Here is a 22,389-nt window from a genome sequence, read left to right on the forward strand (position 1 = left end):
CGGGATCGAGCCCGTCCGGGTAAAGCGGGGCAACATCGAGGCAGGCGGGAAGGCGCGACAAGCGGCGCCGGTGCGAGCCGTGCGGAAAGACTACGCAACGGCGGGCAGCCGCTCCCCCCCACGCACGGGGGGCAGGGTTGCGGAGAATCGAACGGGGAGGGACGGGCGGCTATGCGGCCAGGGGCAAGGGATTCAGGCCGATCTCAGGGCGCGCTTTCGAGCAGCCCGAGCACCAGCGCGCGGCGCACCGCATGCTTGCGCGAGCTCGCGTCGAGCTTGCCGAACAGGTTCTTCAGGTGCCATTTCACGGTTTCCTCGCCGACGGCGAGCGCGACCGCGATCTCCTTGTTCGACAGGTTGCGTGCGAGCAGCTCGAGGATCGCGCGCTCCTTCGGCGTCAGCACGACGCTCGGCACCGCGCGCGGGCTCGCCGCACCGCGCGGGGCCGGCGGCACGATCCGCGGCTGCGGCAGCGCGTGCCGGGCGGGGCCGTCGCCGGCGAGCGCCTCGTCGCCGACGCGGCGCGCCCAGTCGGCGACGGCCGGATGCGCGTCGGCAAGCGTGCGCGTGAGTCCGAACATGTCGGCGAGATTCATCGCCTCGTCGAGCAGCGTGCGGCCGCCATGCCCCGACTGTTCGAGCGCGAACGCGCTGAGCGCCATGATCTCGATGCGCTCGCGCCCCATGCTCATTTCGCGGGCCAGCACGGCCGCTTCGTCGAGCGCCGCGCTCGCATCGTCCCAGCGGCGCGCGGCGAGCGCCGCGCCCGCATGCGCGGTCGCCTGCAGCAGCACGACGGGGCGCCGCCACAACGGCCCGTGCGCCGGAAATTGCGCCGCGGCGATCGCGTCGATCCGCTCGACGAGCGCATGGCAGGTGGCCTCGCGATAGCGCGCCGCGTGAATGCGCACCTGCTCGGCAAGGCTCGCGACCGACAGGCGCGGCAGCCGGCGCGCGACACCCATCGCGTCGAGCGCTTCGAGCAGGTCGATCGCGCGATGCTCGACGCCGCGCAGCAGCGCGATGCGCGCGGCCGTGCGATAGCCGAGCAGCACGGTATCGGGCGTGCCCGCGTGTTCGAGCACGTCGAGCCGGTTCGCGAGCAACGCGGCCGCCTGGTCGACGCGATCGGCCTCGTACGCGATGGCCGCGCACATCGCCGCGAACATGCAGGTCAGCGGATGGCGGCGCCCGAGATCGGCCTCCGCACGCGCCAGCGCCGGCGACAGCACGTCGTCCGCGAGCCGGATCTGGCCTTCGCGCAGGTAGCTCAGGCCCGCGATCAGCTCGCCCCAGCGGGCGACATAGCCGAACCCGGCCGCCGTTTCGCCGCGCGGTGCGGCCTGCTGGAAACGGCGCGCCTGCGCGGGTTCGCCGACGATGATCGCGCGCGCCGACAGCCGGTTCGCGTGCATCTGCGCGAGCCATGTCGCCGCCGGCGGCGTGAAGTCGGCCCACGGCTCGAACAGCTCGACGAAGCGGTCGATTTCGTCGGCGTAATACGCGGCCGCGCTGAGGATCAGCGCGCATTCGTAGCGCATCGCGGCCGGCGTGCCGCCATCCGCGAGGATCCCCGCGATCTGGCGCTGCGCCTCGACATGACGCTCGCCGAGCGCCAGCGCCCATGCGACCGCGATCCGTAGCGTCGGGCGCTTGTCGAGTTCCGCGTCGGGCAGCAGCGCGAGCCAGTCGAGCACATCGTTGATGCGGCCCTGCTTGATCGCATCCTCGAGGCAGCGCTGCGCGAGCGCGTACGCGGCCTCGAACTGGCCGGCCGCGTACGCGTGGCGCGCGGCTTCCTCGCTCATCCCGTGCGCATCGAGCCATGCGGCCGCGCGCGCATGCAGCGTGCTGCGCTCGACGTCGGAACGTGTGGCCAGGCGGTCGCGCAGCGTGTCGCGCACGAGCGGATGCAGCCGGCACCAGTCCGAATCGTCCGATGCAATGAACAGCGGCGTGTCGCGCGCAAGCCGTGCGAGCCGGTCGGGTGCGTTCGCATCGTCGAGCAGCGCCGCGCACAACGACGGATGCAGGCGATCGGCGACGCTCGTGCGTGTCAGGAACGCGGTGTCGTCAGCCGACTGGTTCGCGAGCAGCAGTTCGACGAGCCGGTCGCGCGTGCCGTCCATGCGTGCGGCGAGCGCGTCGACCGCCTGGCGCGGATCGGCCGAGCGCGCCATCGCGGCCATCGCGAGCTGCAGCCCGAGCGGCCAGCCGTCGACGCGTTCGAACAGCCGCGCGCACCCGTCGGCGTCCACCCGTTGCGCGAAGCGCGCACCGACCAGCGCGATCGTCTCGTCGAGCGTGAAGCGCAGCCAGTCGGGGCCCGCGAGCGTGCATTGCCCGCCGGCGAGCAGATCGCCGGCCGCGTGATCGAGCCCGCGCCGCGCGGCGACGACGACATGCAGGTTCTGCGGCGCGTTGTGCAGCACGTAGATCAGCGCGTCGAGGCCGGCGCCCGGCAGCCGCTCGGCATCGTCGACGATCAGCAGCGCGTCCATCGACAGTTGCGCGACTTCCGCGAGCCACGCGGTCAGGCCGTCCAGCGCGCGCGCCGCACCGCCCGGGATCAGCCGCCCGAAGCCGGGCCGCGCGCAGCCGGTGCGCACGGCCTGCACGAGCCCCTGCAGCAGCCGCGGTGCGTCGTCGCGCTCGTCGGCCGACAGCCACACGACCGCGCGGCCGAGCGCGAGGGTTTCGCGGCGCCATTGCGCGAGCAGCGACGTCTTGCCGTACCCGGCCGGCGCCTGTACCAGCGTGACCGGCCGGCCGTCGAACGCCGGCGCGGCGAGGCTCAGCCGCGCGCGGGCGAGCAACTGCGCCGGCACGCGCGGCGCGGTCGTCTTCAGGACCAGTTCGGTGGGGGGCGCGTCGGCGCGATCGGGTGGGTGGGCCATCTGGGCAGCAGTCGGAATCCGGCGGGGCCGTGCGGGCCAGCGTCCGGGGTGGGCGTGGGGGGAAGGATCGGCCGAACCGTATTCGCCCGTCAATCCCCCCCGCGACGAGTGGGGCCGCACCGGCGCCGCGTCGATAGCATGGGTTCCGATACATGACGAACGCCGCGAGGAGGGCACCCATGAAGATCGTATCGACCGGCACACGGCGCAGCGCGCCGACCGCCGGATAAGCGGAGCGGCGCGATGTACCGCCATCTGCTCGTGACGGTCGACGGCGTGCCCGGCGGCATCGACGCGATCGGCCATGCACTGGAACTGGCGCGGGCGGTCGGCGCGCGGGTCACGTTCGTCCTGCCCGCCGCCGCGCCGGACTCGCGTTTATCCGGAGCGCGGCTGCCGGAACACGGTGCGAAAGTGGAAGCCGCCGCGCGGGCGCAGGGCCTGTCCCATGCGATCGCGGGGGCCGGCCACCCGGCAAGCGGCGACGCATCGCCCGGCGCGCTTGCCGGCGAGCTCGGTTGCGACCTGATTGGCGTCGCGGCACTGCCGCCGGATGCCGATGCGGCGCAATGCACGCAACGGCAGCATCTGCTCGCGACGAGCGCCGTGCCGGTGCTGGTGTGCACGTCGCACCGGACGCCCGCCGAGGCGCGCGTGATGGCGCGTTGTCTCGATGCGCATCGCATGGCCGGCGTGCTGCTGCAGGCGCTGATGGGGTCCGGGCCAACGGCGAACGAACTGCAGCGGCAAGCGGTCGACGCACCGGGTGCACTGGCCTCGCTCGCCGCGCTGCAGGACGCGCGTTTCCGCACGGCCACCGAAGCGCGGCTCTTCGCGGCATTGCGCGTCCGCGCGGAGTGCGTCGCGGCCGAACTGGACGAACTCGACCGCCAGCGGCAGCGCGACGCGCAAGCGCTCGGCGCGCTCGCCCGGATCGCCGCAGACGGGCTGCCGTCGGCCGCGTTCGACGCAGCGCTGGCTCGCTATGCGCACGGCGCGTTCGAGCAGATGGGGCGGATGGAAGGCGTGATTTTCCCGGCCGCGCGGCGCTACCTGGGCGACGCGGACTGGAACGAACTGGACGAACCGCCGGCGGACCGCGCAACCGCGACGCCGCCGGGCATGACTGGACCTGACGATGCGCGACGCGCATCGGACTGACAACATACGGAGAACAAAATGGCACATGCAGTGCGATTCCACGAAACCGGCGGCCCCGACGTGCTGCGCTGGGAGGCAGTCGACGTCGGCGATCCGGGCGCCGGCCAGGTGCGCCTGCGGCACGAAGCGGTCGGCCTGAATTTCGCCGACACGTATTTCCGCAGCGGCCTGTATCCGGTGCCGCTGCCCGCCGGCATCGGCGTCGAGGCGGCCGGCGTGGTCGAGGCCGTCGGCCCCGGCGTGACGAACGTCGCCGTCGGCGATCGGGTGACTTACACGGGCTTCCTGAACACGCTTGGCGCGTACAGCACCGAGCGGTTGATCCCGGCCGCGCCGCTCGTCCGGCTGCCGGCCGGCATTTCGTGCGAGACCGCCGCCGCGATGACGATGCGCGGGCTCACGTCGGCCTATCTGCTGCGCCGCATCCACGCGTTCGCGCCGGGCGACACGATCCTGCTGCATGCGGCGGCCGGCGGCGTCGGGCTGATCGTGTCGCAATGGGCGAAGCTGCTCGGGCTCACGGTCATCGGCACCGTGTCGAGCGAGCACAAGGCCGCGATCGCCCGCGCCCACGGCTGCGACCATACGATCGACTACAGTCGCGAGGACGTCGCGAAGCGCGTGCGCGAACTGACGAACGGCGCAGGCGTCGACGTCGTGTTCGACAGCGTCGGCAAGGACACCTTCGAAGGCTCGCTCGATTCGCTGAAGCGGCGCGGGCTGATGGTGTGCGTCGGCACCGCGTCGGGCCCGATCCCGCCGTTCGATCCGCAGCGTCTCGCGATGAAGGGCTCGCTGTACCTGACGCGCCCGGCGCTGGCCGACTACATCGCCGATCCGGCCGAAAAGAACGACCTGGCCGGCGAACTGTTCGCGCACGTCGCGGCCGGCCGTATCAAGATCGGGATCAACCAGCGCTACGCGCTGCAGGACGCCGCGCAGGCACACCGCGATCTCGAATCGCGCAAGACGACCGGTTCGTCGGTGTTCATCGTCTGAGGAGACGCGCATGCGAGTCGAACCCCTGACCTGCGCGCTCGGCGCGGAACTGCTGGATGTGAGCCTCGCCGACGCCGTGCACGACGACGGCCTGTTCGCCGAAATCCGCGCGCAGTTGCTGCGGCATCGCGTGCTGTTCCTGCGTGACCAGGACATCACGCGCGCCGAACACGTTGCGTTCGCACGGCGCTTCGGCGAGCTCGAGGATCATCCGGTCGCCGGCAGCGATCCCGAGCACCCGGGGCTCGTGCGGATCTACAAGTCGCCCGACCAGCCGAACGACCGCTACGAGAATGCGTGGCACAGCGATGCGAGCTGGCGCGTGGCGCCGCCGTTCGGCTGTGTGCTGCGCTGCATCGAGGGTCCGCCGGTTGGCGGCGACACGATGTGGGCGAACATGGTGCTCGCTTACGAGAACCTGCCCGACCACGTGAAGCAGCAGATCGCCGACTTGCGCGCGCGCCACAGCATCGAGGCGAGCTTCGGCGCGGCGATGCCGATCGACAAGCGGCTCGCGTTGAAGGCGCAGTATCCGGATGCCGAGCATCCGGTCGTGCGCACGCATCCGGAAACCGGCGAGAAGGTGCTGTACGTGAACGCGTTCGCGACGCATTTCACGAACTTCCACACGCCCGGCCGCGTGCGCTTCGGCCAGGACGCGAACCCCGGCGCCGGCCAGTTGCTGCAATACCTGATCAGCCAGGCCACGATCCCCGAATACCAGGTGCGCTGGCGCTGGAAGAAGAACAGCGTCGCGATCTGGGACAACCGCAGCACGCAGCATTACGCGGTGATGGACTACCCGCCGTGCGTACGCCGGATGGAGCGCGCGGGCATCGTCGGCGACGTGCCGTTCTGAGCGCGCCCGCACCTTAACCGATCCGCAATCCCACATACGACGCGCCGGGCTCGCCGCCCGGCACGGCGGGATACGCACGCCCGTACGCCCGAAATACAACGATTTCCACTGGAGGACGACATGCAATTTCTCGACGATTCGCTGCACCCGGAAAACCAGGACAAGGTGGTCATCACGGTCGCGCCGTACGGCCCCGAATGGATGCCGGCCGATTTTCCGGAAGACATTCCGGTGACGATGGACGAGCACGTGCAGAAGGCCGTCGACTGCTACAACGCAGGCGCGACCGTGCTGCACCTGCATGTGCGCGAACTCGACGGCAAGGGCAGCAAGCGGCTGTCGAAATTCAACGAGCTGCTCGGCCGGCTGCGTGAAGCGGTGCCCGACATGATCCTGCAGGTCGGCGGCTCGATCTCGTTCGCGCCGGAAGGCGACGGCGCCGAAGCGAAATGGCTGTCCGACGACACGCGCCACATGCTCGCCGAGCTGACGCCGAAGCCCGACCAGGTGACGGTCGCGATCAACACCGTGCAGATGAACATCACCGAGCTGATGAACCGCAAGGACATCGCCGGCACGTCGCTGAACGAAGCCGCGCTGTGGGACGCGTACCGCGAGATGACGGTGCCGGCCGGCCCGGGCTGGGTCGACGAGCATCTGCGCCGGCTGCAGGCGGCCGGCATCCAGCCGCATTTCCAGCTGACCGGCATGCATGCGCTCGAAACGCTCGAACGGATCATCCGGCGCGGCGTCTACCGCGGCCCGCTGAACGTCACGTGGGTCGGCATCGGCGGCGGCTTCGACGGCCCCAATCCGTACAACTTCATGGAGTTCGTGCGGCGCTGCCCGGACGGCGCGTGCATCACGCTCGAATCGCTGATGAAGAACGTGCTGCCGATCAACACGGTCGCGATGGCGCTGGGCCTGCATCCGCGCTGCGGGATCGAGGACACGATCATCGACCAGAAGGGCAACCGGATGACGTCGGTGCAGCAGGTCGAGCAGTGCGCGCGGATTGCGCGCGAACTCGGCCGCGACATCGCGACCGGCAAGGAAGCGAAGGCGATCTACCGGATCGGCGTGCAGTACGACGGCGTCGACGAAACGCTCGCGCAGCTCGGCATGGCACCGAACCGCCGGCCGGGCCAGCTGAGCGTGCCGCTGCGCGCGGCCTGACGCGCAGCGCATCCGGGCGGCCCGCAAACGCCGCCCGCCGATCGATGTGGCGCGGCACCCATCCTCGCGCGGCGCGCGAGGCAAGCTCCGCCGGACGGAGCGGGGCCGCGCAAGCCGCGCCGGCGCATTGCCGCCCCGGTGCCGGAGGAGACACGCATGTTGATTCATCACGTCGAGCCGTCGCTGCAGGACCTGGCGGCCACCGAGCGGCGCGCGCCCGCGTATGCGTGGCTCGTGTTCGGACTGACCGTCGGGCTGCTGCTGTCGGACTACATGTCGCGGCAGGTGCTCAACGCGGTGTTTCCGCTGCTCAAGCACGCGTGGGCGCTGTCGGACACGCAGCTCGGCTCGCTGTCCGGCGTCGTTGCGCTGCTGGTCGGCCTGCTGACGTTTCCGCTGTCGGTGCTCGCCGACCGCTTCGGGCGCGTGCGCAGCATCGTGCTGATGGCCGCGTTGTGGAGCGTCGCGACGCTCGGCTGCGCGCTGTCGACCAACTACGCGGAAATGCTGGTCGCGCGCGGCCTCGTCGGGCTCGGCGAAGCCGCGTACGGCAGCGTCGGCGTCGCGCTGATCCTCAGCATCTTTCCGGCCCGGCTGCGCGCGACGCTGACCGGCGCGTTCATGGCCGGCGGCGCGTTCGGCTCGGTGTTCGGGATGGCGCTCGGCGGGCTGGTCGGCGCGCATCTCGGCTGGCGCTGGTCGTTCGGCGTGATGGCCGCGCTCGGCATCGTGCTGCTCGTCGCGTATCGCTGCGTGGTGACCGAGCGGCGGCTCGCCGCGTGCCGCGTCGAACCGTGCCGGCGCGACGCCGACGCGCCGCGCGGCCTGCGCGGCAGCGTGCGCGCGCTGATGGCGGGGCTGTTCGCGTCGCGCTCGGTGATCTGCGCGTATCTCGGCAGCGGGCTGCACCTGTTCGTGCCCGGCGCGCTGTTCGCGTGGCTGCCGAGCTACCTGAACCGCTACTACGCGATGGCGCCCGACCGTGCGGCCGTGCTCGCGGCCGGCTTCGTGCTGATCGCGGGCGTCGGGATGGTCGGCTGCGGCGTCGTCACCGACCGCGTCGGGCGTGCCGACGGCTCGCGCAAATGGCTGACCGCGATCGCCTATTGCGTGCTCACCGGTGTTTGCCTCGCGATCGCGTTCCGGTTGCCGCCGGGGCCGCTGCAGCTCGCGTTGATCTGCGCGGGCATGCTGGTCGGCGCGGGCGCGTCCGGCGCATCGGGCGCGATGGTCGCGAACCTGACGCCGGCCGCGATCCATGCGTCGGCGTTCGCGACGCTCACGCTCGCGAACAACCTGCTCGGCATGGCGCCGGGCCCGCTGCTGACGGGGTGGGCCGCCGATCGCGCCGGCCTCGTCGGCGCACTGCAATGGATTCCCGTCGTGCCGCTCGCGGCCGCCGTGCTGTTCGCGATCGGACGCACGAGCTACGCGGCCGATCTCGCGCGCGTCGAACGCGAACGGCGCGCGTCTCAACTTTCCTGAACCCTTCCGGAGGCTGCATGACCCTGGCGACCGCGCCCACCATCCTGATCGTGCCCGGCTTGCGCGATCACGTCGAAGACCACTGGCAGACGCATCTCGAACGGCGCTTGCCGAATGCGCGCTCCGTCGCGCCGCTCGAAGCCGACAAGCTGAGCCGCGCCGCACGCGTTGCGGCACTCGATGCGGCGCTGGCCGCGATCGACGGCCCCGTGATTCTCGTCGCGCACAGCGCGGGCGTGATGATTACCGTCCATTGGGCGCTGCAGGCCACGCGCGCGATCCACGGCGCGCTGCTCGCGGCGCCGGCCGATCTCGAGACGCCGATGCCCGCCGGCTATCCATCGCCGGAAGCAATCGACGCACACGGCTGGACGCCCGTGCCGACGCAACGGCTGCCGTTCCCGAGCATCGTCGCCGCGAGCCGCAACGATCCGCTCGCGCGCTTCGAGCGCGCCGAGGCGTTCGCGGCCGGGTGGGGCAGCAAGCTCGTCGATCTCGGCGAGGTCGGACACCTGAACCCGGCGTCCGGGTATGGCGAGTGGCATGACGCCGAACGGCTGATCGGTGAAGTGGCGGCGCTCCGCGCGGCCTGACTGAAGATCTCTCCACCACGCGCCGGCCCGGCCGGGTTCCGGCGCGACTCCCGTCACCCTCAGCCGTGATACGGCCCCGAACCGATCGCATCTCGCCTTTCACCGAGATATGACGTCCTAACACGCCGCCCATTCGGTGCCGCGCCGCTCCACAATGTCGGTCAGCACGCCAATCGTTGACATACGGAAGGTTTTTGTCAGGGAAAGTCCCGCCCCGCGCGTCGTGGTTTTTTGTTGACCGACATCGTATAACGCCGTCATGATTTCCTGAAAAGAAAGGTCCCATCCACCGACCGAAGTGAGGAGACATGAACACCACCACGATCGCTCGCCGTGTCCGCCGGATCGCACTCGCACTGGGTTTCACGCTGACGGCCGCGGCGGCCGTTGCAGCGCCCGTGTCACTGAACATCGTCGACGTCGCAGGCAACCTGCAGCTCACGCAGAAGGCCATCGAGGCGTTCCGGGACAAGAACCCGACCCTCGTGTCGAACGTCACGTTCACGAATGCGCCGGCGCCGCAGCTGCCGGGCAAGATCAAGGCGATGCAGGCGGCGGGGCGCTCCGACATCGACCTCGTGCTGACGGGCACCGACGCGCTGGCCGCCGGCATCGAACAGAACCTGTGGTTGAAACTCCTGCCCGACGACGCGGCCGCGTTCCCCGGCGTGCTCGACAAGTACGCGCCCGGCCCGCGCAAGATGCAGGATCTCGCGCAGGGCTTCGGCCTCGAAGTCACCTACATGCCGGCCGGCCCGCTGCTCGAATACAACCCGGCGAAGGTCAGCACCCCGCCGAAGACGCCCGACCAGTTGCTCGCCTGGTGCAAGGCGCACCCGAACAAGCTGATCTATGCGCGCCCGGCGAATTCGGGCCCCGGCCGCACGTTCCTGATGGGGCTGCCGTACGTGCTCGGCGACAAGAATCCGCAGGATCCGGTCAACGGCTGGGACAAGACCTGGGCGTTCCTGAAGGCGCTGAACGACTGCGTGCCGTACTACCCGGGCGGCACGTCGGCGGTGATGAAGGAACTCGGCGAAGGCACGCGCGACATGACCGTGACCGTCACGGGCTGGGACCTCAACCCGCGCGCGCTCGGCATCGTGCCGGCCGAGTTCAAAATCCAGGCATTCGACAACATGACGTGGGTCAACGACGCCCACTACATGGTGATCCCGAAGGGCGTGCCGAAGGAAAAGCTCGACGTGCTGTTCAAGCTGATGAACTTCCTGCTCGAACCGGCGCAGCAGGCGATGACCTACGACGACGGCTATTTCTATCCGGGCCCCGCGGTGAAGGGCGTGACGCTCGAGATGGCGCCCGCGCACAGCCAGGAGGTGGTCCGCAAGTTCGGCCGCCCCGAGTACGCGAAGCTGCTCGCCGATCGCCCGCACGTGCAGCCGCTCAGCGCGCAGGCGATGGTCGCCGCGTTCCAGAAGTGGGACCGCGAGATCGGTTCGCAGAAGTCGAAGTGACGCCTGAACCGGCGGGCGCCGCGGCGCCCGCGTCGATGGAGTTCGCGGAATGAAGCACAGTTTCGAACGGTTACGGCTCGACGGCGTGTGCCGCAGTTTCACCAACTCGGAAGGCGCGCAGGTCGCCGCGCTGAACGGGCTCGACCTCGAGATCCGGCGCGGCGAATTCATCGCGCTGCTGGGCCCGTCGGGCTGCGGCAAGTCGACCGCGCTGAACTGCATCGCGGGGCTGCAGCCGCTGTCGAGCGGCGGCATCTGGCTCGACGACGCGCGCATCGACGTGCTGCCGCCCGAGCGCCGCGGCTTCGGGATGGTGTTCCAGAACTACGCGCTGTTTCCGCACATGTCGGTGCTCGACAACGTCGGCTTCGGCCTCAAGATGCGCGGCGTGCCGAAACAGGAAACGCGGCGGCGCGCGCAGCAGGCGCTCGAACTCGTGCAGCTCGTCGGCCACGAGGGCAAGCTGCCGGGACAACTGTCCGGTGGGCAGCAGCAGCGCGTCGCGATTGCGCGCGCGATCGTGATCGAGCCGCCGCTCGTGCTGATGGACGAGCCGCTGTCGAACCTCGACACGAAGCTGCGCATCGAGATGCGTGCCGAGATCCGCCGCATCCACACGCAGCTCGAACGCGCGACGATCTACGTGACGCACGACCAGGATGAAGCGTTGTCGATGGCCGACCGCATCGTCGTGATGAAGGAGGGCGTCGTGCAGCAGGTCGCGTCGCCCAAGGACGTCTATACGCGCCCGCACAACTTGCATGTCGCGCGTTTCATGGGCTATCGCAACGTGCTGCCGTTCACGCTCGAAGGGATGGCCGGCGATGGCGTTCAAATCACAGCCGGCGGGGTACGGCTCACGGGGATACCGATGGCCGGCTTCGACGCGAAGGACGTCGTGGTCGCACTGCGTCCCGACGACATCGAGCGCGCGGACGCGGGCGGCGACAACGCATTCGATGCGACCGTCGAAACGGTCGAATACGGCGGCCGCGATTCGCTGATCCGTGCGGTCACGCCGTTCGGCGCGATCTGGGCGCGTGTCGCCGGCGAATTCGCGGAAGGCGAGCGCTTGAGGCTGCGCGTCGCGCCATCGCGTACGCTCGTCTACGCCGCGGAGCCCGCATGAGCACGCTCGCGTCCGGCGCGCCGCGCGACCCGAAGGCGTGGCTCGTCACGCCCGCGCTTGCGTTCATCGTCGCGCTGTTCATCTATCCGTTCGCGTACGGCCTCGTGCTGTCGTTCCAGCCGATGAACGGCGGCGGCGCGCTCGCGAACTACGTGCAGTTCTTCACCGATACCGCGATGTGGCCGACCGTGCTCGTCACGCTGAAGCTCGCGGTGCCGGCGACGCTGCTCAACGTCGGCATCGCGGTGCCCGTCGCGTTCGCGCTGCGCCGCAATTCGCCGTACCAGAAATTCGTCACGACGCTGCTCGTGATTCCCGTCACGCTCGGCACGGTGCTCGTCGCCGACGGGATGCTCACGTATTTCGGGCCGAACGGCTGGTTTCCGCAGGCGCTGCAGGGGCTGCACCTGTACACCGACGAAGTGCGCCTCACGCACAACTACTGGGGCGTGCTGCTGTCGCTGATCGTGTCGGGCTTTCCGTTCGCGTTCCTGCTGATGCTGTCGTACATCAGCGGCATCGACCCGACGCTCGCGCGTGCGGCCGCGACACTCGGCGCGAACCCGTGGCAACAGTTCCGGCAGATCTACCTGCCGCTGCTCGTGCCGGGGCTCACGATGGCCGCGTGCCTGTCGTTCGTGCAGGCGTTCTCGGTGTTCCCGTCGGCCGTGCTGCTCGGTGCGCCGGCCGGGCCGACACGCGTGATCTCGATCGCGGCGGCCGAAGCCGCATTCGAGAGCTACGACTATTCGCTCGCGTCGGCGATCGCGATCGTGATGGGCTTCGTGCAGTTGCTGGTGGTCGCGTCGATGCTCGGCGCGCGCCGCTTCTTCTATACGGGCGCGGTCACGGGAGGCAAGGGCTGATGGCGACCGACAATCATGCCGCGCGCACCTGGCCGCCGAAGCATGACGCGCCCGACGCGCGGCCCGTCGACGCAAGGAAACCGCACCGGATGAAAAGCAACCTCGCCGGCCGTGCCTGGAAGGCGCTCGTCTGGGGGCTGATGGCGTTCTTCCTGCTGAACGTGATGCTGCTGATCGCGACCGTCGCGGTGAATTCGGTCGCGACGCGCTGGTTCGGCACGCCGCTGCCGCAAGGCTTCACGCTGCACTGGTACGCGAAGGCGTGGGAGGACTTCCAGCTCGCGAGCGTGTTGTGGGTGACCGTCGAAGTCGTCGGCGCGGTCGTGCTGCTGTCGATCGCGCTCGGCGTGCCGGCCGCGTATGCGCTCGCGCGCGTGCAGTTTCGCGGCAAGCGCCTTGCGCTGCTGGTGTTCCTGCTGCCGCTGATGGTGCCGCCCGTCACGTACGGGATCCCGATGGCGACCGTGATGTACAAGATCGGGCTCGCGGGCACGCTGCCCGGCGTGATCCTCGCGAACCTCGTGCCGGCGCTGCCGTTCGTGATCCTCGTGATGACGCCGTTCATCGAGCAGATCGATCCGAACCTCGAAGCCGCCGCGCGCATCTTCGGCGCGAACACGTGGCGCTATTTCCGCTACGTGCTGCTGCCGCTGCTGGTGCCCGGCATGCTCGCGGCCGGGCTGCTGGTGCTGGTGCGCACGATCGGGATGTTCGAGCTGACGTTCTTCACTGCGGGGCCGAGCACGCAGACGCTCGTCGTCGCGCTGTATTACGCGGTGTTCTCGACCGGCGTGCGCGCGCCGCAGTCGATCGACGCGATGGCGATGATCTACATGGCGATCACGCTCGTGTGGGTCGTGATCGCGTTGCAGTTCGTGAGCCCGACGCAGCTGGTCAGCCGCGTGAAGCAGGAGCGTCAATAGGCGAGGGCGTCACACGGTCGTGCCGGCCATCCGTGCAATTGGTTACAAATGGATACCGCGCCCGGCACGCGGACGTTGCAGACTACGCGGCGTTCACCCGATCGACGGATATCCATGAAGTTTCAAACGCTGCTGACACTCGCCGGCGCCTCGACGCTGCTGGCCGCCTGCAACCTGCTCCACGACGGTCCCGGATCGAGCGACGTCGACGCGGCCGTGCGCCGCGCGCTCGAAGCGGAAAACCACGGCGGCCTGAACGCGCTGTTCGGCCAGCCGCTGCCCGTATCGGCCGATGTCGTGTCGGCCAAGCCCGACGGCGACTGCAAGAAGCTCGGCGATCGCACGTATTCGTGTGACGTCGTCGTCACGTGGCGCAACGCCGATTACTCGCCGTCGCGCGCGAACCTGACCTTCGTGAAGGCCGCCGACGGCTCGTGGCAGACCTCGGGCGTCGATGCGGCGCTCGTGACGGGCACCGCGAAATCGCTGATCGACCATATCGGCAAGGCCTGGCCGGGCAATGCGGCCAACGGCGCGTCGGCACCGCAGTGACGCGCCGGCTGCCAGCCTTCTTCTCCTTCTCCCGGCACGCGGCCCCGGCCTGGCAGGCCGCCCCGTCTCGCGGCTTGGTCTGAAAAGGGGCGCGAGCACCTGGCCCGATCTCGATTGAATGCATCCTCGGTATGCAGGCTGACTTATAGGGAAAACCCTTATCTCAGGGTATAATCACGGCCTAAGAGAAAGGTCGAACCATGCCTGAACGTTTCCAAACCCTTGAAAAATTTGTGTTTTCCCTCGTCGTGATGTCCGCCGTCATGTGCTCGGCATTCCTCGCGTACGAGCGTCACCCCGAGATCAAGATCGCGCTGCACGAAGGCGAAGCGCTGATGCGCGAGAGCGCCAAGTACTCGGTGATCTGCTCGCCGTCCAAGGTCGATCCTTGCGTCGAGATGTCCGCGTACTGAGCGGCTTTCCGGATTAGCCCTACCGCGTCGTCGGCCTGAATTCCCCAAAGTAGCGCTCAACAGGCATTCAGAAACCAGCCTCACGACCGGGCTGATGCACGAACCCGTTACGCGCCGAGTCGCCGGCGTAAGCCGCCCCCGAATTCAGTCGGCCCCGCTTCGAGCAATCGAGCGGGGCCGTTCCGTTTGTGCTTGCAGCGCTACACGACATGCCGCGGTTCGCCACCGGCGAACGCGGCAACGTTGTCGACGAGCTGATCGGCGAGCGCCTGCATCGCCTCGTCGCTCGCCCACGCAACATGCGGCGTCAGGATGAAGGCTGGATGCGACAGGATCGCGTGGAACGGATGCGCGGCCGGCAGCGGCTCCTGCGTGACCACGTCGAACCCCGCGCCGGCGATCTGCCCCGACTGCAACGCGTCGACGAGCGCGCTTTCGTCCACGAGCCCGCCGCGCGCGGTGTTGATCAGCAGCGGCCGGCGCGCCATCCGCGCGAACGCGTCCGCATCGACCAGGTGTCGCGTCGCGGGCGTGAGCGGGCAGTGCAGCGTGATCACGTCGCTGACGCGCAGCAACATGTCGAGCGGCGCGTGGTCGTCACCTGCGGCATCGCCGTGCGCCGCGAACAGCACGCGCATGTCGAGCGCACGGGCGATGCCGGCCACCGCGCGGCCGAGCACGCCGTCGCCGACGATGCCCAGCGTCGAACCGGCCAGGTCGCGGATCGGATGATCGAAAAAGCAGAACTGTCCGCTGTCGAGCCAGCGCCCCGCGCGCACCGCGTCGCGATAGGCGAGGAGACTACGGCGCAGCGCAAAAATCAGCGCGAACGTGTGCTCGGGCACCGTGCGAACCGCATAGCCGCGGATGTTGCTCACGACGATCCCGCGCGCCGCGCACGCATCGAGATCGACGATGTCCGTGCCGGTCGCGGCGATCGCGACCATCCGCAGTTGCCGCGCGTCGGCTAAGGCGGCCGCATCGAGTCGCACCTTGTTGGTCACGACGATGTCCGCGTCGCCGATACGTGCGGCGACCTCGTGCGCGGCCGTGCGGTCGAACGTCTGCATCACGTGCGGAAACGGGATCGGCTTCAGCACGGTTTGCGGCGACAGCGTCGCGCGGTCGAGAAACACGATCTTCGCGGGAGAGGAAACGGAAAACATGGCAGGTCTCGCTGACAGGCGCCCGGTGGCGCGGAACGGCTTCGATTCTGCCGGCGGCGCGCGCGCCGTCGTTTGACCGTTGCGCGAGTGCGCTTTCCCGGATGGAAAGGCTGGCGCACCGCACGACAGCCGACGCGACACTCGCCCGGCGCGTGCCTTTCCGTTTCGGAAAGGCTGGTTGAGCATCGATCGATTTTCGCGGTGCGCGAACGCCGTCATGATCGCCGTCATCGACTACACGATTTGATCGGAGACAGCCATGACACGACCCCTCGACGGCATTCGCGTGCTGGAACTCGGCCAACTGATCGCCGGGCCGTTCGCGGGCCGGATGCTCGCCGAATTCGGCGCGGACGTGATCAAGGTGGAGCCGCCCGGCGTCGGCGACCCGCTGCGCAAATGGCGGCTGCTGCACGACGGCACGTCGGTCTGGTGGGCTGCGCAGTCGCGCAACAAGACCTCGCTCACACTCGACCTGCGCACGCCCGAAGGCCAGGACGTCGTGCGCCGCCTCGTCGCCGAGACCGACGTGCTGATCGAGAATTTCCGGCCCGGCACGCTCGAAGGCTGGGGGCTCGGCTGGGACGCGCTGTCCGCGATCAATCCGGGGCTCGTGATGCTGCGCGTGTCGGGCTTCGGGCAGACGGGCCCGTACCGCGACCGACCCGGCTTCGGCGTGATCGCCGAGGCGATGGGCGGCCTGCGGCACCTGACGGGCGAGCCCGGCCGCACGCCGGTGCGTGTCGGCATCTCGCTCGGCGATTCGCTGTCGGCGCTGCACGGCGTGATCGGCGTGCTGCTCGCGCTGCGGCATCGCGAGCAGCAGGGCGGCAAGGGGCAGGTCGTCGACGTCGCGCTGTACGAATCGGTGTTCAACCTGATGGAAAGCCTGCTGCCCGAATACTCGGCGTTCGGCGCGGTGCGCGCGCCGGCCGGCAGCAGCCTGCCCGGCATCGCGCCGACCAACGCGTACCGCTGCCGCGACGGCAAGTACGCGCTGATCGCCGGCAACGGCGACAGCATCTTCCGGCGTCTGATGGAACTGATCGGCCGGCCCGATCTCGGCAACGATCCCGCGCTCGCGCACAACGACGGGCGCGTCGCACAGGTCGAGCGTATCGACGCGGCGATCGGCGAGTGGAGTGCGCGCCACGATCTCGACGCGGTGCTCGCGGCACTGAACGAAGCACGCATTCCGTCCGGGCGCATCTACGACGTGGCCGACATCGCGGCCGACCCGCACTACCGCGCACGCGACATGATCGTCGACGCCGCGCTGCCCGACGGCACGCCCGTGCTCGTGCCGGGCATCGTGCCGAAACTCGAGGCCACGCCCGGGCGCATCGAGCGTCCGGCGCCCGCGCTCGGCGCGGATACCGACGCGGTACTCGAATCGCTCGGCATCGGTGCCGCGACACGCGACGACTGGCGCACGCGCGGCGTGATCTGAACCGGACTCGGGAGAAGACGACATGAGCACAGCACACAAACGGCTCTACATCCACGAAGTCGCGACGCGCGACGGTTTCCAGAACGAAGCTGCATTCGTCGACACCGACGACAAGATTGCGCTCGTCGACGCGCTGAGCGCGTGCGGCTACGCGAAGATCGAGGTCACGTCGTTCACGTCGCCGAAGGCGATTCCCGCCCTGCGCGACGCGGAGGCCGTGATGCACGGCATCGTGCGCGCACCGGGCGTCGTCTATACGGTGCTCGTGCCGAACGTGCGGGGCGCCGAGCGCGCGCTGTCGTGCGGCGTCGACGAAGTGAACCTCGTGATGTCGATGAGCGAAAGCCACAACCGCGCGAACCTGCGGATGACGCGCGAGCAATCGTTCGCGCAGCTGCGCGACGTGATCGACGCCGTGCGCGGCTCGCGGGTCGCGATCAACGTATCGCTGTCGACCGCGCTGGGGTGTCCGATGGAAGGCGACGTGCCGGCCGAAGCGGTGCTGGCATGGATGCAGCGCTTCGCGGATCTCGGCGTGCACGGCTTCACGCTGTGCGACACCACGGGCATGGCATTTCCGTCGCAGGTGCGCGATATGTCCGAACGCGCGCGCGAGCGCTTCCGCGCGCTGCAGCTCACGCTGCATTTCCACAATACGCGCGGGATGGCGCTGGCCAACACGCTCGCGGCGCTCGACGCCGGCATCGACCGCTTCGACGTGTCGCTCGGCGGTCTCGGCGGCTGCCCGTATGCGCCGGGCGCGACCGGCAACGCATGCACCGAGGAACTCGTCCACATGCTCGAACTCGACGGCTACGATACGGGCATCGACCTCGCGGCCGTGCTGGCCGCATCGGCACGCCTGCCCGCGCTGATCGGGCACGACGTGCCGAGCCAGATCCTGAAGGCCGGGCGCCGCTCGGACCTGCACCCGCCGCCGCGCGCCGACGCCGGCGACATGCCCGCGCAACGCGCTTTTTCGTGAACGACAAAAAGGAGCCCATCCCATGGCGCTGATTGACCACCTCGACCATCTCGTACTGACCTGCGTCGATCCGGACAAGACGAAGCATTTCTACACCGAGGTGCTGCAGATGCAGCTCGAAGCCTTCGGCGCCGGCCGCCTCGCGTTCCGCTTCGGTAACCAGAAGATCAACCTGCACGTGCGCGGCGCGGAGTTCGAGCCGAAAGCGCATGTGCCGGTGCCCGGCGCGCTCGACCTGTGCTTCATCGCATCGGTGCCGCTCGACGACGTGATCGCGCACCTGCGGCGCGTCGAATGGCCGATCGTCGAAGGGCCCGTCGAACGCACCGGCGCGACGCAGAAGATCCGCTCGGTCTACGTACGCGATCCCGACCTGAACCTGATCGAGATCTCCGAGCCGATCTGAGCGGCAGCGGGTGGCGTGCCCATGCGCGCACGGCATTCACAGTCCTTCGCCGAAAGCGGACAGGTGCGCGCCGCGCCCGCCGATTTCGGATAGCCGGCCGCGGCCGTGCTGCGGATAATGGTGCAACGGCGCCGGCTCAGTCGCCGCCTTCGCAACACGCATGGCGAAGCTGCCCTGCGCATCCGCAACCCGACCCAGGCGCTCCCGGAATGACGATCCTCTATCGCGGCATGGACCGCGCGGCGCTCGACGCCGCGTACCTGAACACGAAGGTTGTTCCCGATTTCCCGGCGCTGCTCGCGTCATGCCAGGCGCGCAGCGCGGCGCTGTACGATGCGACGCCCGGCCGCCGCGACCTGCGTTACGGCGCACACCCTGCGCAACGTTTCGACTGGTTGTCATGCGGGCAGCCCGGCGCGCCGCTGTTCGTGTTCATTCACGGCGGCTACTGGCAGCACTGCACGAAAGAGGATTTCGCGTATGCGGCGAGCGGGCCGCTCGCGCACGGCTTCGATGTCATCCTGGCCGAATACACGCTCGCACCGGTCGCGACGATGACCGACATCGTCGCCGAGATCGGCGCGCTGCTCGACCATCTCGCTGCCAACCGCGACGGCCTCGGCACTGCGCACCGGCCGATCCACCTGAGCGGCCATTCGGCGGGCGGGCACCTGACGGCCCTGCATCGCGCGCATCCGGCCGTCGTGTCGGCGCTCGCGATCAGTCCGCTCGTCGATCTCGAACCTATCTCGCTGTGCTGCCTGAACGACAAGCTGCAGCTCACCGCGCGCGAAGTCGACGCATGCAGCCCGTTGCGTCATGTCGGGCCCGGTGCGCCGACCGTCGTTGCGGTCGGCGACGCCGAACTGCCCGAACTCATCCGCCAGGCGGACGAATACGCGGCGGCGTGCGAAGCGGCCGGCGAACGGATCGCACGCACGTGGCTGCCCGGCATGCAGCACTTCGCGGTGCTCGACGATCTCGCGCGGCCGGATGGCGCGATGCTTGCCGCGCTGCAGGCCATCGCGCCGCGCCAGCCGCGCTCCATCGCGACTACGCGGCCGGGCGGCGTATGATCGGCGTCAGGCCCGCGCGATGATGGCGCACGACCCGCATGGCCCTCCCAGGACCCCGACATGGTGAACCCGCTTCATTTCGATCTGCAGTCGCTGCGCGTGTTCGCGCTCGTCGCCGAGCACGGCAGCCTGACGAAGGCGGCCGAACACGGCCAGCTCACGCTGTCTGCGGTCAGCAAGCGCATCGCCGAGCTCGAAAGCGTGACCGGCAGCGCACTGTTCGTCCGGCATGCGCGCGGCGTCGAGCTGACGCCCGCCGGCCGCGCGCTGCTCGACCATGCGGCGAAGGTGATCGAGCAGGTCAACCGGATGGCGCACGAGATGAGCGACTACGTCGCCGGCGTGCGCGGCCACATTCATGTGTGGACCAACACGTCCGCGATCGTCCAGTTCCTGCCCGCCGATCTGGCTGCATTCCTCACCGACAATCCGGGCATCAAGGTGAGCCTGGAGGAGCGACTGAGTCACGAGATCGTCGACGCGCTCGCGTCCGGCAAGGCCGATCTCGGCGTGTTCGCGGACAACGTGCCGGCGCCCGGCATCGAACGGCGGCTGTACCGGCGCGACGAGCTGGTGCTGCTGGTGCCGCGCACGCACCGGTTCGCCGCGCGCGACAGCATCCGCTTCGCGGATACGCTCGACGAGGATTACGTGGGCCTGAGCGACGGCAGTTCGCTGCTCGCGCGCATGACCGACGCCGCGTTCGCGGCCGAGCGCTCGCTGAAACTGCGCATCCAGGTATCGAATTTCGACGGTGTAAGCCGAATGATCGAGGCGGGGCTCGGCATCGGCGTGCTGCCGCGCGATGCGGTGACGGGCGAGCGCGCGGCGCGGCTCGGTGTCGTGAAGCTCGACGATGCGTGGGCCACGCGCACGCTGTGGGTCGGCGTGAAGGCGGGAACCGCGCTGACGACCGACGTCGCGAAACTGTTCGATTTCATGTCGGCGCGCTGAATGCGATGAATGCGCTGAATGCGATGAAACGACGACGCATGGGGCACGGGGCACGCTTGCGCGCCCCCCGTGCCGCTCGCCGCATTACACCGGATTGATCTCATCCTGACTGCGCCGCGTGGTCAGCGGCCCGAGCATGCGCAGCGTCACCGCGACGATGCCAAGCGCGCCCGAGATCACGCCGAACATCGCGCCCGCCCCGTAGCTGCCGAGCACCGGCAACAACACGAACGGCAGTGCGCCGCTGACGATCCGCGACAGCGCATAGGTACTGCCGATCGCCGTCGAGCGCACGCGGGCCGGAAAAATCTCGGCCTGGTACACGTGATAGGCGTTGCTGAACACGTTCGATGCGCAGGTCGTCAGGAACCCGAAGCCGACGATCAGCACGGTATTGCCCGAGTACGCGAAGCACAGCCCGAATACCGCGATCGACAGGATCGACACGATCACGAGCGTGCGGCGTTCGATCCAGTTCAACAGCGGAATCGACAGCAGCGAGCCGATCGGGTAGCCGATGAACGACAGCGCGATGAACAGCGTGCTGTCCGTCACGTCGAAGCCGCGGCTCTTCACGACCGTGCCGGCCAGCGTACCGAACCCGTAGTAACCGAAGCCCTGGAACAGGTGAAAGACCGCAAGCATCAGGTAGCGCGCGCCATATGGCTGGCGGCGCAGCAGCGCGATGCGCGCACCGAGCCCGAGCGGCCGCTGCGGCTCGACCGGTTCCGCGAACTGGTCGGGCACGCGCACGCCGGCGCTCTCCGCGAAACGGCGCAGCGCCGCGTGCGCGTCGGCGGTGCGGCCTTGCGCGAGCAGCCAGCGCGGGCTCTCCGGCAGGCGGTGCTGGACGAGCAGCACGTACACGGCGCCGAGGCTGCCGATCGCGAGAATGATGCGCCAGCCGGCCACGCCGGCCACATGCAGCGGGTTCAGCCACAGCGCGAGGAAGCCGACGAGCGGCACCGCGACATACGAGGTCGTGTAGGCCCACGCGGCGAGCCGCCCGCGCTTGTCTTTCGGCAGGATTTCGGACAGGAAGCTGTCGGCGACCGGGTAGATCGCGCCGACGCCGATGCCCGTCAGGAACCGGCATGCGACGAGCATGTCGGCGTTCACCGAAAACGCGCCGACCAGCGAGAACGCGCTGTACCACAAGAGCGTCAGCAGGAACGCCTTGCGCCGGCCGATGCGGTCGGCGAGGCTGCCGAGGCACATCGCGCCGACGAACATGCCGATGAAAGCAGAGGCCAGCAGCAGCTTGAAATCGGCGCTTTGCCGGCTCAGCCCGTATTCGTTCTGCAACGCGGAGCCGATCGTGCTGACGAGGAAGATCTCGAACATGTCGAAGAACAGCCCGATGCCGATCACCCAGACGACGAACCGGTGCAATGCGCCGACCGGTAGGTCGTCCATGAAATCGCCGAGCGTGACGCGACGTGCGGGCAGGGCCGCCGCATCGGCGCCGACGCCGGAAGAGGCGGCCGGCAGTCGGGCGGACGCGGGTCCGCCCGCGTTGCCGCCGAGATCGAGGGATTGGCTGTTCATCGTGTCTCCTGATTTTCGATATGCCGTGGCGCGCAGCCCGGCCGTTCGCGGCCGGCGTGGTGCGTCCGGCTGCACGACGCGGCGACAGACATGGCAAGGCCCGTGAAAGGGCCGGCCTTGAGGGGTGCGCCGATCGTCCGACACATGGTGGGCAAATCGGCGGCGCGTGATAATTGCGGATGTTTCAAGCGTCCTTTCCCGGGCAGAAAGGGTAGGGAACGCGCGGCAGCCCGGATTCGCGCGGCAGGCCGTTGCAGCCTGCGTGACACGCGGTGG

General features: G+C 69.2%; 20 protein-coding genes. 17 read left to right on the plus strand and 3 right to left on the minus strand.

Annotated features, from left to right (window positions below; translation table 11 throughout):
* Positions 1–203: 203 nt before the first annotated feature.
* Positions 204–2,897, minus strand: a complete 2,694-nt coding sequence (locus BLA15945_RS03635) for a LuxR C-terminal-related transcriptional regulator (protein WP_174991504.1) — start codon at positions 2,895–2,897, stop codon at positions 204–206.
* Positions 2,898–3,140: 243 nt separating this feature from the next.
* Here BLA15945_RS03635 and BLA15945_RS03640 point away from each other — a divergent pair, with 243 nt between their 5' ends.
* The 12 genes from BLA15945_RS03640 (at position 3,141) to BLA15945_RS03695 (ending at position 14,528) form a co-directional block, all read left to right on the plus strand.
* Positions 3,141–4,058 (plus strand): universal stress protein, encoded by a 918-nt coding sequence (locus BLA15945_RS03640; protein WP_059234178.1) that lies wholly within the window; start codon positions 3,141–3,143, stop codon positions 4,056–4,058.
* Between the two features lie 18 nt (positions 4,059–4,076).
* A complete protein-coding gene (locus BLA15945_RS03645) occupies positions 4,077–5,057 on the plus strand; it encodes a quinone oxidoreductase family protein (protein WP_059234175.1) in 981 nt (326 codons plus the stop codon).
* Between the two features lie 10 nt (positions 5,058–5,067).
* A complete protein-coding gene (locus BLA15945_RS03650) occupies positions 5,068–5,916 on the plus strand; it encodes a TauD/TfdA dioxygenase family protein (protein ID WP_174991505.1) in 849 nt (282 codons plus the stop codon).
* Positions 5,917–6,036: 120 nt separating this feature from the next.
* Positions 6,037–7,092: a BKACE family enzyme gene (locus BLA15945_RS03655; RefSeq protein ID WP_059234172.1), complete on the plus strand. Its 1,056-nt coding sequence runs from the start codon at positions 6,037–6,039 to the stop codon at positions 7,090–7,092.
* Positions 7,093–7,248: 156 nt separating this feature from the next.
* Positions 7,249–8,577, plus strand: a complete 1,329-nt coding sequence (locus BLA15945_RS03660; protein WP_059234171.1) for an MFS transporter — start codon at positions 7,249–7,251, stop codon at positions 8,575–8,577.
* Between the two features lie 17 nt (positions 8,578–8,594).
* Positions 8,595–9,170: an RBBP9/YdeN family alpha/beta hydrolase gene (locus BLA15945_RS03665; protein WP_059234170.1), complete on the plus strand. Its 576-nt coding sequence runs from the start codon at positions 8,595–8,597 to the stop codon at positions 9,168–9,170.
* 308 nt (positions 9,171–9,478) lie between these two features.
* On the plus strand, positions 9,479–10,645 hold the full coding sequence (locus BLA15945_RS03670; RefSeq protein ID WP_059234169.1) for an ABC transporter substrate-binding protein: 1,167 nt from the start codon (positions 9,479–9,481) through the stop codon (positions 10,643–10,645).
* 49 nt (positions 10,646–10,694) lie between these two features.
* On the plus strand, positions 10,695–11,774 hold the full coding sequence (locus BLA15945_RS03675; protein WP_174991506.1) for an ABC transporter ATP-binding protein: 1,080 nt from the start codon (positions 10,695–10,697) through the stop codon (positions 11,772–11,774).
* The gene (locus BLA15945_RS03680; RefSeq protein WP_059234167.1) at positions 11,771–12,640 is read left to right on the plus strand and encodes an ABC transporter permease; all 870 of its coding nucleotides are present in this window, start codon (positions 11,771–11,773) and stop codon (positions 12,638–12,640) included. The genes BLA15945_RS03675 and BLA15945_RS03680 overlap by 4 nt, the downstream gene beginning before the upstream one ends.
* Positions 12,640–13,563 (plus strand): ABC transporter permease, encoded by a 924-nt coding sequence (locus BLA15945_RS03685; protein WP_059234166.1) that lies wholly within the window; start codon positions 12,640–12,642, stop codon positions 13,561–13,563. The genes BLA15945_RS03680 and BLA15945_RS03685 overlap by 1 nt, the downstream gene beginning before the upstream one ends.
* A gap of 114 nt (positions 13,564–13,677) precedes the next feature.
* Entirely contained in the window at positions 13,678–14,115 is a 438-nt protein-coding gene (locus tag BLA15945_RS03690) for a hypothetical protein (protein ID WP_174991507.1), read from the plus strand.
* 200 nt (positions 14,116–14,315) lie between these two features.
* Positions 14,316–14,528 carry a hypothetical protein gene (locus tag BLA15945_RS03695; protein ID WP_047900698.1) on the plus strand — a complete coding sequence of 71 codons (213 nt, stop codon included), beginning with the start codon at positions 14,316–14,318 and terminating at the stop codon, positions 14,526–14,528.
* A gap of 200 nt (positions 14,529–14,728) precedes the next feature.
* Here the strand turns inward: BLA15945_RS03695 and BLA15945_RS03700 are convergent, their stop codons facing one another.
* Positions 14,729–15,694 (minus strand): D-2-hydroxyacid dehydrogenase, encoded by a 966-nt coding sequence (locus BLA15945_RS03700; protein WP_174991508.1) that lies wholly within the window; start codon positions 15,692–15,694, stop codon positions 14,729–14,731.
* A 259-nt stretch (positions 15,695–15,953) separates the two neighbouring features.
* Between BLA15945_RS03700 and BLA15945_RS03705 the strand changes: the two genes are divergently transcribed.
* The 5 genes from BLA15945_RS03705 to BLA15945_RS03725 all read left to right on the plus strand — a co-directional run bounded on the left by BLA15945_RS03705 (position 15,954) and on the right by BLA15945_RS03725 (position 20,565).
* Entirely contained in the window at positions 15,954–17,144 is a 1,191-nt protein-coding gene (locus BLA15945_RS03705) for a CaiB/BaiF CoA transferase family protein (protein ID WP_174991509.1), read from the plus strand.
* 22 nt (positions 17,145–17,166) lie between these two features.
* Positions 17,167–18,129 (plus strand): hydroxymethylglutaryl-CoA lyase, encoded by a 963-nt coding sequence (locus tag BLA15945_RS03710; RefSeq protein ID WP_174991510.1) that lies wholly within the window; start codon positions 17,167–17,169, stop codon positions 18,127–18,129.
* 22 nt (positions 18,130–18,151) lie between these two features.
* Positions 18,152–18,535, plus strand: coding sequence for a VOC family protein (locus BLA15945_RS03715; protein ID WP_059234161.1), 384 nt, complete (start codon positions 18,152–18,154; stop codon positions 18,533–18,535).
* Positions 18,536–18,744: 209 nt separating this feature from the next.
* The gene (locus BLA15945_RS03720) at positions 18,745–19,611 is read left to right on the plus strand and encodes an alpha/beta hydrolase (RefSeq protein ID WP_174991511.1); all 867 of its coding nucleotides are present in this window, start codon (positions 18,745–18,747) and stop codon (positions 19,609–19,611) included.
* Positions 19,612–19,671: 60 nt separating this feature from the next.
* The gene (locus tag BLA15945_RS03725; RefSeq protein WP_059234159.1) at positions 19,672–20,565 is read left to right on the plus strand and encodes a LysR family transcriptional regulator; all 894 of its coding nucleotides are present in this window, start codon (positions 19,672–19,674) and stop codon (positions 20,563–20,565) included.
* Between the two features lie 84 nt (positions 20,566–20,649).
* On the opposite strand, the gene BLA15945_RS03730 is transcribed toward BLA15945_RS03725, so the two are convergent.
* Positions 20,650–22,113: an MFS transporter gene (locus tag BLA15945_RS03730; RefSeq protein ID WP_174991512.1), complete on the minus strand. Its 1,464-nt coding sequence runs from the start codon at positions 22,111–22,113 to the stop codon at positions 20,650–20,652.
* Positions 22,114–22,389 lie beyond the last annotated feature (276 nt).

The sequence above is a fragment of the Burkholderia arboris genome, from assembly GCF_902499125.1.
GTDB lineage: Bacteria > Pseudomonadota > Gammaproteobacteria > Burkholderiales > Burkholderiaceae > Burkholderia > Burkholderia arboris.

Excerpts from the sequence above, each read along its gene's own strand:
- BLA15945_RS03635 (WP_174991504.1), bottom strand. The coding sequence starts at position 2,897 with ATGGCCCACCCACCCGATCGCGCCGACGCGCCCCCCACCGAACTGGTC.
- BLA15945_RS03640 (WP_059234178.1), top strand. The coding sequence starts at position 3,141 with ATGTACCGCCATCTGCTCGTGACGGTCGACGGCGTGCCCGGCGGCATC.
- BLA15945_RS03645 (WP_059234175.1), top strand. The coding sequence starts at position 4,077 with ATGGCACATGCAGTGCGATTCCACGAAACCGGCGGCCCCGACGTGCTG.
- BLA15945_RS03650 (WP_174991505.1), top strand. The coding sequence starts at position 5,068 with ATGCGAGTCGAACCCCTGACCTGCGCGCTCGGCGCGGAACTGCTGGAT.
- BLA15945_RS03655 (WP_059234172.1), top strand. The coding sequence starts at position 6,037 with ATGCAATTTCTCGACGATTCGCTGCACCCGGAAAACCAGGACAAGGTG.
- BLA15945_RS03660 (WP_059234171.1), top strand. The coding sequence starts at position 7,249 with ATGTTGATTCATCACGTCGAGCCGTCGCTGCAGGACCTGGCGGCCACC.
- BLA15945_RS03665 (WP_059234170.1), top strand. The coding sequence starts at position 8,595 with ATGACCCTGGCGACCGCGCCCACCATCCTGATCGTGCCCGGCTTGCGC.
- BLA15945_RS03670 (WP_059234169.1), top strand. The coding sequence starts at position 9,479 with ATGAACACCACCACGATCGCTCGCCGTGTCCGCCGGATCGCACTCGCA.
- BLA15945_RS03675 (WP_174991506.1), top strand. The coding sequence starts at position 10,695 with ATGAAGCACAGTTTCGAACGGTTACGGCTCGACGGCGTGTGCCGCAGT.
- BLA15945_RS03680 (WP_059234167.1), top strand. The coding sequence starts at position 11,771 with ATGAGCACGCTCGCGTCCGGCGCGCCGCGCGACCCGAAGGCGTGGCTC.
- BLA15945_RS03685 (WP_059234166.1), top strand. The coding sequence starts at position 12,640 with ATGGCGACCGACAATCATGCCGCGCGCACCTGGCCGCCGAAGCATGAC.
- BLA15945_RS03690 (WP_174991507.1), top strand. The coding sequence starts at position 13,678 with ATGAAGTTTCAAACGCTGCTGACACTCGCCGGCGCCTCGACGCTGCTG.
- BLA15945_RS03695 (WP_047900698.1), top strand. The coding sequence starts at position 14,316 with ATGCCTGAACGTTTCCAAACCCTTGAAAAATTTGTGTTTTCCCTCGTC.
- BLA15945_RS03700 (WP_174991508.1), bottom strand. The coding sequence starts at position 15,694 with ATGTTTTCCGTTTCCTCTCCCGCGAAGATCGTGTTTCTCGACCGCGCG.
- BLA15945_RS03705 (WP_174991509.1), top strand. The coding sequence starts at position 15,954 with ATGACACGACCCCTCGACGGCATTCGCGTGCTGGAACTCGGCCAACTG.
- BLA15945_RS03710 (WP_174991510.1), top strand. The coding sequence starts at position 17,167 with ATGAGCACAGCACACAAACGGCTCTACATCCACGAAGTCGCGACGCGC.
- BLA15945_RS03715 (WP_059234161.1), top strand. The coding sequence starts at position 18,152 with ATGGCGCTGATTGACCACCTCGACCATCTCGTACTGACCTGCGTCGAT.
- BLA15945_RS03720 (WP_174991511.1), top strand. The coding sequence starts at position 18,745 with ATGACGATCCTCTATCGCGGCATGGACCGCGCGGCGCTCGACGCCGCG.
- BLA15945_RS03725 (WP_059234159.1), top strand. The coding sequence starts at position 19,672 with ATGGTGAACCCGCTTCATTTCGATCTGCAGTCGCTGCGCGTGTTCGCG.
- BLA15945_RS03730 (WP_174991512.1), bottom strand. The coding sequence starts at position 22,113 with ATGAACAGCCAATCCCTCGATCTCGGCGGCAACGCGGGCGGACCCGCG.